The organism is Pseudomonas sp. UBA6276 (assembly GCF_002438365.1).
Taxonomy (GTDB): domain Bacteria; phylum Pseudomonadota; class Gammaproteobacteria; order Pseudomonadales; family Pseudomonadaceae; genus Aquipseudomonas; species Aquipseudomonas coleopterorum.
In genome coordinates this window covers 23,549-32,939 of the sequence record NZ_DJUS01000130.1, presented here as the reverse complement: position 1 = coordinate 32,939, position 9,391 = coordinate 23,549, and the positions used below count along the sequence as shown (strand labels likewise).

The 9,391-nt window shown below is 63.3% G+C and carries 7 protein-coding genes; 5 read left to right on the top strand and 2 right to left on the bottom strand.

The features are described 5' to 3' along the window. From B2V21_RS15400 to B2V21_RS15385, 4 genes are all read left to right on the top strand, one after another. The coding region (locus B2V21_RS15400) for an NCS2 family permease (protein WP_286917316.1) at window positions 1-1,052 on the top strand (1,052 nt) is incomplete at its 5' end. Next, a complete protein-coding gene (gene trmA, locus B2V21_RS15395) occupies window positions 1,049-2,134 on the top strand; it encodes a tRNA (uridine(54)-C5)-methyltransferase TrmA (protein WP_056844055.1) in 1,086 nt (361 codons plus the stop codon). The genes B2V21_RS15400 and trmA, both read left to right, overlap by 4 nt. Window positions 2,135-2,292: 158 nt before the next feature. Next, window positions 2,293-3,726, top strand: coding sequence for an MFS transporter (locus B2V21_RS15390; protein ID WP_313661470.1), 1,434 nt, complete (start codon window positions 2,293-2,295; stop codon window positions 3,724-3,726). Between the two features lie 68 nt (window positions 3,727-3,794). After that, window positions 3,795-4,646 carry a shikimate dehydrogenase gene (locus tag B2V21_RS15385; protein ID WP_056844053.1) on the top strand — a complete coding sequence of 284 codons (852 nt, stop codon included), beginning with the start codon at window positions 3,795-3,797 and terminating at the stop codon, window positions 4,644-4,646. 73 nt (window positions 4,647-4,719) lie between these two features. Here B2V21_RS15385 and B2V21_RS15380 read toward each other — a convergent pair whose 3' ends face one another. Continuing rightward, window positions 4,720-5,391 (bottom strand): TetR/AcrR family transcriptional regulator, encoded by a 672-nt coding sequence (locus B2V21_RS15380; RefSeq protein ID WP_049860910.1) that lies wholly within the window; start codon window positions 5,389-5,391, stop codon window positions 4,720-4,722. 94 nt (window positions 5,392-5,485) lie between these two features. Then, window positions 5,486-7,396 carry a 3-dehydroshikimate dehydratase QuiC gene (quiC, locus tag B2V21_RS15375; protein WP_134723745.1) on the bottom strand — a complete coding sequence of 637 codons (1,911 nt, stop codon included), beginning with the start codon at window positions 7,394-7,396 and terminating at the stop codon, window positions 5,486-5,488. A 556-nt stretch (window positions 7,397-7,952) separates the two neighbouring features. Between quiC and B2V21_RS15370 the strand changes: the two genes are divergently transcribed. Then, window positions 7,953-9,293, top strand: coding sequence for an MFS transporter (locus B2V21_RS15370; RefSeq protein WP_376787130.1), 1,341 nt, complete (start codon window positions 7,953-7,955; stop codon window positions 9,291-9,293). Window positions 9,294-9,391: the final 98 nt, after the last annotated feature.

Here is a 9,391-nt window from a genome sequence, read left to right as displayed (position 1 = left end):
TGAACGCCTTCTTCACCTACACCGTCGTGTTGCACATGGGCCACACCTGGCAGGTGGCGCTGGGCGCGGTGTTCATCTCGGCGGTGTGCTTTTTCCTGCTGTCGATCTTTCGGATCCGCGAGTGGATCGTCAACAGCATCCCCCTGCCATTGCGCTCGGCCATCGCTGCGGGCATCGGCCTGTTCCTGGCGCTGATTGCGCTGCAAGGCGCCGGGATCGTGGTGGGTAACCCGGCCACCGTGGTGGGCATGGGCGACCTGACCAAGCCCGGTGCGGTGCTGGCGATTCTGGGCTTTTTCCTGATCGTCGCGCTGGAGGCGCGCAAGGTTCGCGGGGCGGTGCTGATCGGCATTCTGGTGGTGACCACCGCGTCGATCCTGCTGGGCTTCAGCCCATTCAACGGGCTGGTGTCGATGCCACCATCGCTGGCGCCGACCTTCATGCAGCTGGACATCGCCGGGGCCTTGGACATCGGCCTGCTCAGCGTGATCTTCGCCTTCCTGTTCGTCGACCTGTTCGACAACTCCGGGACCTTGATCGGCGTGGCCAAGCGCGCCGGTCTGATGGGCAAGGACGGCCACATGCCGAAGATGGGCCGCGCGCTGATCGCCGACAGCACGGCGGCCATGGCCGGTTCGCTGCTGGGCACCTCCACTACTACCAGCTACATCGAGTCGGCCGCGGGCGTCAGCGCCGGGGGCCGTACTGGCCTGACTGCCATCGTGGTCGCGGTGCTGTTTCTGCTGGCGCTGTTCTTCGCTCCGCTGGCGGGCAGCGTGCCGGCCTATGCCACGGCGCCGGCGTTGTTCTTCGTGGCAGTATTGATGGCGTCGGGCCTGGCTGAAATCGAGTGGGACGACATCACCGAAGCCGCCCCGGTGGTAGTCACCGCGCTGGCGATGCCGCTGACCTATTCGATCGCCAACGGCATCGCCTTCGGCTTCATCGCCTGGACCTTGATCAAGCTGCTGGCGGGCCGTGCCCGCGACTTGAACTCGGCGCTGGTGATCCTTTCCATTCTGTTCGTTGTGAAACTGGGCTGGTATCCATGAGTGTTGTTCTCGACCCCACCTCCTACACCCAGCAGCTGGATGAAAAGGTAGCGCGCCTGCGCGCCTTGCTGGCGCCGTTCGACGCGCCGGAACCGGCTGTGTTCGATTCGCCTCGCGAGCACTACCGGCTGCGCGCGGAATTTCGCCTGTGGCGCGAGGATGGCCAGCGTCACTACGCGATGTTCGCGCCCGGCGAGAAGCATGTCCCGATCCTGATCGACAGCTTTCCCATCGCGAGCGCGCGCATCAACGAACTGATGCCGCGCCTGAAGGCCGCCTGGCAGGCGGATGCGGCGCTGAGCAACAAGCTGTTCCAGGTGGAGTTTCTGACCACACTGGACGGCGACGCGATGGTAACGCTGTGCTATCACCGCCCGCTGGACGAGCACTGGCAGCGCGCTGCCGAGCAACTGGCGAGCGACCTGGGTGTGAGCATCATCGGCCGTTCAAAGGGCAAGCGTGTGGTCATCGGCCGCGACTATGCGGTCGAGGCGCTCGAGGTGGCTGGTCGTACGTTCCGCTATCGCCAGCCCGAAGGCGCGTTCACACAGCCCAACGGCACGGTCAACCAGAAGATGCTCAACTGGGCGTACGAGGCCCTAGGCCCGCGCGACGACGATCTGCTGGAGTTGTACTGCGGTAACGGCAATTTCACTCTGCCGCTGGCCACCCAGGTGCGCAAGGTGCTGGCCACGGAAATCAGCAAGACGTCGGTCGCCGCCGCCTTGCACAACCTCGATGACAACGGCGTCGACAACGTGACCCTGGTGCGCCTGTCGGCCGAAGAGCTGACCGAGGCGCTCAACGAAGTGCGTCCGTTCCGTCGTCTGCAGGGTATCGATCTCAAGGCCTATGACTTCGGCAGCGTGTTCGTCGATCCGCCACGGGCCGGCATGGACGTGGACACCTGCGAGCTGACCCGGCGTTTCGACAACATCCTGTACATCTCCTGCAATCCGGAGACGCTGGCGGCCAACATCGAGCAATTGCACGATACCCATCGGGTGGCCAAGTGCGCGTTGTTCGACCAGTTCCCATACACCCACCATATGGAATCAGGGGTACTGCTGGTACGCCGTTGACCGCCGTGCTGCAGTGACGGGCCGAACCGCGCGAGACGGTTACGCGCCCTGTCAGGCAAACCACGCAGGCCCCTGACGCGGCCTGCGTGGCTGCAACGGCGGACGTGCCTGTGGTAGAACAGAGGTAACAAGAAGTTACCACTGTCATGGAGACCGGCTTGAACAACGCTGCCAACGTCCCTCTGTCCGCTTCGCGCTCACGCTTGATGGCTCTTCTGGTGGCCGCGGCGTTCTTCATGGAAAACCTGGACGCGACGGTGATCGTCACCGCCCTGCCGGACATGGCCAGATCCTTCCAGGCCACCGCAGTGGACCTGAACATCGGCATCACCGCCTACGTCATGACTCTGGCGATCTTCATTCCCGGCAGTGGCTGGGTCGCCGATCGCTGGGGGCATCGTCGCGTGTTCATGGCAGCGCTGGCGCTGTTCACCTTGGCCTCGGTACTGTGCGCAGCCTCGCAGGAGCTCTGGCAGTTCACCGCCGCGCGGGTGCTGCAGGGCATTGGTGGGGCCATGATGGTGCCGGTGGGGCGCCTGGCGGTCCTGCGCAACACCGAGAAGTCCGACCTGCTTACTGCCATCGCCTTCATCACCTGGCCCGGACTGGTGGCGCCGGTGCTGGGCCCGCCGGTGGGGGGCTTCCTGGCCACCTATGCGTCATGGCATTGGATCTTCCTGCTCAACCTGCCTTTGGGCCTGATCGCTCTGGTGTGTGCCTACAAGCTGATGCCCGAGGGCCGAGGCGAACATCCCCACCGCCCCTTCGACACAGTGGGTTTTGTACTCTGTGCCCTGGCGTGCGTGGGCCTGCTGTTCGGCCTCGATTTCATAGGCCAGGCTCCACGCAGCGGGTACGGCTATCTGATGCTGACCACCAGTGCCGTCCTGCTGTGGGCGATGTACCGTCACTTCACCCGGCACCCCACGCCCCTGTTGAAACTGGACGCCCTGAAGATCCCTACCTACCGGATAACCTTCAACGGCGGCTCGCTGTTTCGTGCCATGGTCAGCGCACACCCTTTTTTGCTGCCGCTGATGTTCCAACTGGGGTTCGGTCATGACGCCTTCACCGCCGGCCTGCTGGTGCTCACGCTGTTCGCCGGCAACATCGGGATGAAGCCCATGACCTCTTGGGTGCTGCGTCGCTGGGGTTTCCGGACCACGCTGATCGGCAGCAGCCTGGTGCTAGCGAGCACTACCTTCGCCTGCGCGGCAATGACCGCGGCCACGCCACTGGCGGTGATCCTGCCGGTGCTGTTGGTGTCGGGCATGGCTCGTTCGATGGGGTTCACCGCTTACAGCAGCGTCGCCTTCGCCGACATGCCGCAGCCGCTGATGTCTTCGGCCAACACGCTGTTCAGCATGACTCAGCAGTTGGCTTTCGGCCTGGGCGTGGCGTTGGCGGTGATCTTCCTGCGCCTGAGCGAATCGGTGCTGGGCGTGAACGGCGAATCCCTGGCCAGCTATCACATGGCGTTCGTGCTGGTGGGGATTCTGACCTTGGTATCGATGTTCGACCTCTGGCAATTGCCCCGCAATGCGGGCGCTGCCGTGTCTGGCCATGGCAAGCAGACGACGCCGACAAAATGATTTGACGTAATTAACCGGTTAGTACAATTTACCCGCATCGCACCCAACAAAAATAATGGAGTCACTCGATGAGCGGTAAAAACGTCCTGGCGGGCCTGATCGGCGCCGGTATCCAGCAGTCCCGAACCCCAGCCATGCACGAGCGCGAAGGCGCGGCGCAGGGCTTGGGGTATGTCTACCGGTTGATCGACCTGGATGCACTGAAGCTCGACAACGGTGCGCTTGAAGAGCTGCTCACTGCGGCTCAACGCATGAGCTTCACCGGCCTCAACATAACCTTTCCGGCCAAGCAGGCGATCATTCCCCTGCTCGATGAGCTGTCGCCGGAGGCGTCTGGAATCGGTGCCGTGAACACCGTCGTGCTCAAGGATGGCAAACGGGTCGGTCACAACACTGATTGCCTGGGGTTCGCCGAGGGTTTCCGCCGCGGCATGCGTGAGGCCAAGCGTGACCGGGTGGTGCAAATGGGTGCCGGCGGTGCCGGTGCGGCGGTGGCCCATGCGTTGCTGCTCGAAGGCGTGCAGCAGTTGAGCATCTTCGATGTCGAGCCGGCGCGGGCGCAGGCCCTAGCCGACAACCTCAACCAGCATTTTCCGGGGCAGCCGGCACAGGCGGGCAGCGACCTGCTGACGGCCTTGGCCGAGGCCGATGGCCTGGTCAACACCACACCGATGGGCATGGCCAAGCTGCCAGGCATGCCGGTGCCCAAGTCGGCCCTGCGCCCGGCGCTGTGGGTGGCCGAGATCGTCTATTTTCCCCTTGAGACCGAACTGCTGCGCGAAGCCCGCGCCCTGGGTTGCCGCACGCTGGACGGCGGCACCATGGCCGTGTTCCAGGCCGTGAAAGCCTTCGAGCTGTTCAGCGGCCGGCAAGCCGATGCCGAACGCATGATGGCGCATTTCGCCGAAATGAACGGGTAAGCCAAGACCCGAATCACGACCCCTGTAGCAGCGGCGCGAGCCGCGTCGGCGGTGGATGCGGCGTCTGTGGCTGCTACGGGGCCTGGATGAAGCGCAGGAGTGATTCGCAGAGCATTTCGCGGTGGTGCAGCTTCAACGTGGCTTCGTTGAAATCCACCTGGAACAACTGGCCGAAGGTGTGCTTGTTGGACACTCGGTAGAAGCAGAACGAGCTGATCATCAAATGCACGTCCATGGCATCCAGCCCCGGACGGAACACGCCCTGCTCGGTGCCGCGCCGCAACAGGTCGGCCAGTGCCAGCAGCACGGTCTTGTTCAACTCGCGAATGCTCGTGGATTTCTTGACGTACTCGCCCTTGTGCATGTTTTCGTTGCACACGATACGCACGAAATCCTCGTTGCGATCGTGGTGATCGAAGCTGAATTCCACCAGCCGGCGAATGCCTTCCACCGGCGTCAGCTCGTCCAGATGCAACTTGGCTTCGGTGCCGCGAATATCCCCATAGAGCTTTTCCAGCACCTCCAGGTAAAGCTGCTCCTTGCTGCTGAAGTAGTAATAGATCATGCGCTTGGAGGTGTGTGTACGCTCGGCGATGGCATCGACGCGGGCGCCCGCCAGGCCTTGCTCGACGAACTCGGTGATGGCCGCCTGCAGGATGTTCTCGCGGGTCTTCTCGGGGTTGTTCTTGCGGGGCTTGCGAGGAACGTCGGCAGCGTGCGCGTCGGCCTCTGAGATTGTAGTCATGCTGGGCTCACGGCCGTCGTTGGTCAGCGGGCATTATGCGGCGCGCCGCGCAGGCAAGCAAAGCCCGCCGCGCACCTGCGCGGCGGGCACCCGATCAGAGCTTGGCGTGGCGTATGCCACCGGCGCGCGCCTTGGCCATGGCCGACAGGCGCACTGCAACGTTGGCAGCACCATAGCCGGCATAACCGCCGCGACGCTGCAGCACTTCGAAGAAGAAGCGCTCCTCGAACGGCTCGGTATAGACATGGAACAGCTCACCGCCGTTGGCGTCACGGTCGTACAGCACGTTGTAGTACGCCAGCTCGCTGAGGAATTCGTCGTCGAAATCGAACCGCGCGCCGAGGTCATCGTAATAGTTGAGCGGGATGTCCAGCAGCGCCACCCCAGCCTCCTTGGCCTTGCTAACGGCCGCGAAAATGTCGTCGCAATCGAAGGCGATGTGGTGCACGCCCGAACCGCGATAAGTCGACAGCGCATGGGAAATCGCCGTGTTGCGGTTTTCCGAGATGTTCAGCGGCAGGCGGATCGAACTGCACTGGCTGCGCACCGCACGGCTTTTCACCAGGCCATAGGGGTCGGGCAGCACCACCTCGTCGTCGGCCTTGAAGTCCAGCACGGTCTTGTAGAACAGCACCCAGCTGTCGAGGGTGTCCGGCGGAATGGCCATGGCCATGTGGTCGATGGACTTGAGCATGCCCGGCGTCGCTGGCGATGGGCTGAGGCTGAAGTCGCTCTCGTAGATGGTCGGCCCGTCGCTGGCCTCGTCCACCAGGTAGATCAGGCTGCCATCCAGCGCCCGCACGGCCGCCAACTGACGCTCGTTGGGCCCGACCAGGCCGCGGAACGGCTGGGCCTTGTAGGCCACTGCGCGTTCCAGGGACTTGGCGCTGTCCTTGACCCGCAACGCGGTGGCACACAGCGATGGGCCGTGGGATTCGAAGAAGTTGTGGGCGAAGGAATAGGGTTCGGCATTGAGGATCAGGTTGATATCGCCTTGACGCAGCAGGCTGACGTTCTTGGAACGATGCTGGCCGGCCTTGGCGAAGCCCAGTTGCTGCAGCCAGTGGCTGAGCTTGGCCCCCAAGGCTTCGTCGACCGCGAATTCGAGAAATTCGATGCCTTTGTAGTCATCTGCAGCAGGCGGCGCGAAGAGGATGTCCAGGTTCGCCACCGGCGTTGCTTCCTGTTCAAGCAGCTTGCGGGTCTTTTCCTCCAGGTACAGCAGCGAGCGCAGACCATCGGCGGCATTGGCCCGAGGCGGCGCGGCGCGGAAGCCGTCGTTGAAGATTTCCAGCGACAACGGGCCGGTGTAGCCGGTCTTGATGATCGGTGCGAGGAAGCCCGGCAGGTCGAACTCGCCCTGCCCTGGGAAGCAGCGGAAATGCCGGCTCCATTCCAGCACGTCCATGGCCAGGATGGGCGCATCGGCCATCTGCACGAAGAAGATCTTGTCGCCGGGAATGTCGGCGATGGCGCGCGGATCGCCCTTGAGCGACAGCGTGTGGAAACTGTCGAGCAACACACCCAGGGCCGGATGATCGGCCTGCCGGACGATGTCCCAGACCTGCTGATAGGTATTCACGTGGCGGCCCCACGCCAAGGCTTCATAGCCGATGCGCAAGCCACGCTTGCCGGCGCGTTCGCCCAGCTCGCGCAGATCGTCGACGAGGATCTGCTGCTCGCCCAGCGAGTCGGCGGCGGTGTTGCTGCACACCAGCACCAGGTCGGTGCCCAGTTCCTGCATCAGGTCGAACTTGTGCTCGGCGCGGTCGAAGTTGCGCGCCATGCGCGAGCGATTGCCGCCTTCGAAGTCACGGAACGGTTGGAACAGTGTGATGGCGATGCCCAAGTCGGCGCACATCTGGCGCACTTCACGCGGACTGCCGTCGTAGTACAGCAGGTCATTCTCGAAGATTTCCACACCATCGAAGCCGGCGGCGGCAATGGCTTCGAGTTTTTCCGGCAGGGTACCGCTCAAGGATACGGTGGCGATCGAACGCTGCATGGCACGCTCCAATAAGGCTCTACGAAAAGGCGCTACGAGGGCTTGCGCCGAGGCCTCGACTACGCGCCTTTTCTGCGGTTCCGCCCAGCGCCTGAGGGCAGGCAGAACCGTGATGAAAAAAGGGGGTTGTATCAGTTTGCCACTCTACCCGAGCACGTACCAACTGGTTAGTTTTGCGTGCGATTATCGACCACTTACCGTGTGCATCGATTGATTAGCCCGGGCGGTGTGCGCACCATCGGTTCCGACAGTGAAGCTGGTCGAAGCGCAGATTGCAATCGACCCAGCGCAGACCGCCCGCCGTGGCGGCCAACACCCCATAAGAATTTCAAGAACTCAGGTAATCACTCATGCCCATCCGATTTCGCACCCATCCCGTACCTGTGACCTTCCCCAGCGGCGTCGAAGCCGGTCAATACGCACGCGTTTGACCCCACCGAGTGCACCCTGACGGCAATGTCTCTGATACCGTGCATGCCCTGTATCAGACTGCCTCACGCTCAGTCGAAGTTCGGCGGTGGTCGAAACCACTGCGCCTGTACGGATGGTCCCAACGATGACACACCCCCACAGCTCCGCCCTGCCCCGCGCCCAACAAGCGCCTGAGACCAAAGTCGGCTTCAGGGACATGGTCAAGGCCGGCGCCGCCGTCGGCAAGACTCGCTGGGGCATGCTCGCCCTGGTGTTCTTCGCGACAACCTTGAACTACATCGATCGCGCCGCACTGGGCGTCATGCAGCCGATTCTGGCCAAGGAAATGAGCTGGACGGCGATGGACTACGCCAACATCAACTTCTGGTTCCAGGTCGGCTATGCCATCGGCTTCCTGCTGCAAGGCCGCCTGATCGATCGGATCGGCGTCAAGCGTGTGTTCTTCTGTGCGGTGTTGCTCTGGAGCCTGGCCACCGGCGCCCACGGCCTGGCGACCTCGGCGGTGGGCTTCATGGTCTGCCGGTTCATCCTCGGCCTGACCGAGGCCGCCAACTACCCCGCGTGTGTGAAGACCACCCGGCTGTGGTTCCCGGCCAAGGAGCGCGCAGTGGCCACCGGCATCTTCAATGCCGGGACCAACGTCGGCGCGCTGCTGACGCCGATGATGCTGCCGTTGATTCTCAGTGTCTGGGGCTGGCAGGCGGCGTTTCTCACCATCGCCCTGCTGGGGCTGGCCTGGGCGGTGTTCTGGGGCATCAAGTACTTCGATCCGGACCAGCATCCACGGGTCAAGGCCAGCGAGCTCGAATACATCCAGGATCAGGAAGCCCCCGAGCAACCGGGCGTACCGTTCTGGAAGATCATGACCATGCGCGGCACCTGGGCGTTTGCCGGGGCTTTCATGATGACGGCCCCGGTGTTCTGGTTCTACCTGTACTGGCTGCCGCCGTTCCTCAACCAGCAATACCAATTGGGCATCAACGTCACCCAGATGGGCATCCCGCTGATCATCATTTACCTGAGTGCCGACGTCGGCAGTGTGGGCGGTGGCGTGCTGTCCTCGTTCCTGATCGGACGCGGCATGCAACCGGTCAAGGCGCGGCTGCTGTCGATGCTGGTGTTTGCGCTGGCGATCATCAGCGTGGTGTTCGCTGCTGGCGCGGCCAACCTGTGGGTGGCGGTGGCGGCGATCTCGCTGGCCATCGCCGCGCACCAAGCGTGGACGGCGAACATCTGGAGCGTGGTGATGGACTACACGCCCAAGCACATGATGAGCACGGTGTTCGGCTTCGGCGGCATGTGCGCGGCGGTCGGCGGGATGTTCATGACCCAGGTGGTGGGTTATATCCTGACTGTGACGAACAACAACTACACGGTGTTGTTCACGATCATTCCGGCGATGTATTTCATTGCCTTGGTGTGGTTGTACCTGATGGCACCACGCAAGGTGCCGCAGGGGGCTTGAGCCAGGCGCGGGGTGGCGGTGGGGCTATTCGCGGGCAGAGCCCGCTCCCACAGAGGCTCGCCGCATATCCATGTGGGAGCGGGGCGGGCGGCGAGCGC